1 protein-coding gene is annotated in these 1069 nt (G+C 51.5%); it reads right to left on the bottom strand.

The window, feature by feature from the left end:
• Window positions 1-1069: hypothetical protein (locus AC1RPG_RS07760; RefSeq protein WP_481762435.1), on the bottom strand; the 1069-nt coding region annotated here is incomplete at both ends.

Genomic DNA, 1069 nt, shown 5'->3' with positions numbered 1-1069 from the left:
CGTAGCAATGATCTGAGACTGCCGCGTGTAAAACGGGTTCATCTCCCACGTTGCTAGGTTGACGCCAAGCATCGTTTTCTCACCGTCCGGGGTCCGCGATTCCCGCAGCAGCCGCATCATCTTGTCGCGCTGCGAGTACGGCGACGACACGTTGAACAGAAGTGGGGGCGGTGCGCTATGGATACCTTCCTTCAGTAGATTTTCGTAAGCTACCGAAACCGTACCCAGACTGTTGTACAGCGACTTGTGTGCCTCGTCAGAGTTTGCGCGTTCACTTGTTTCGTCTTCCTCACTATCACCAGTGGGTAGCGGAAAGAGACCAAGTTCGTCGAGTGCTGCCAGAATTCGCGTGTCGCCACGAAGTGTGCTCGATTTTGGACCAGAAGGATAGAATCGAACGTTCTTATACCCGAGCGTGAAGTACAGCGAACTCAGTTTGTAAAGTTCGGTCCCCATAGCATCGCCGTGGTGTTTCAGAATTTCGAACAGACCTTTCCACCAATCAGATTCCTCAATAATCTTGCGAAACGGTGTCCACAAGACGGCAACAGCTTTTGCGAAGGTCAAGCTAACAAAGGTGCCAGTCAATTCGGTGGAGGCCTGCATTGACTTCGAGAGCGACGCATAATTCGGGAATTTGACATATCGATGCAGTGCGTAACTAGATAGGAGTGCTGTCAAACTCGACTTGGAACCACGCTGCCCGATTACGCCCACGTACTGTAGATAGTTTCGGAGTCCGTGGTTTTGGATCAGCTCCCATTTACCGCGCTTGCACTTTGGACACTTACCATACTCCAAGAACTGGATATGTTCTGGCATTTCTTTTGCCTTGTAGTCCACAGGCACGTTGTGCACATCGAGCCACGCTTTATACGAGCACACAGGGCACGCTTCACCGAACAGCATAGTACCGACCCACAACTGACGAGACCAAGGCGGGTTTGCATTGGGGTTCTGCATGTTGAATGCATAGTCATAGAAGTTCTTTGCTTGACGCATGTCTCGCGTATCAACCTTCAGGTCGTGCAGCGTGCCGGTATTCTGGTCCTCTGCTTCCTGCATGTAG

The organism is Dellaglioa sp. CoH-57-MRSF-18 (genome assembly GCF_056781995.1).
Note: the sequence above shows the minus strand (reverse complement) of the source record. Positions and strands in the feature narration are given on the sequence as shown.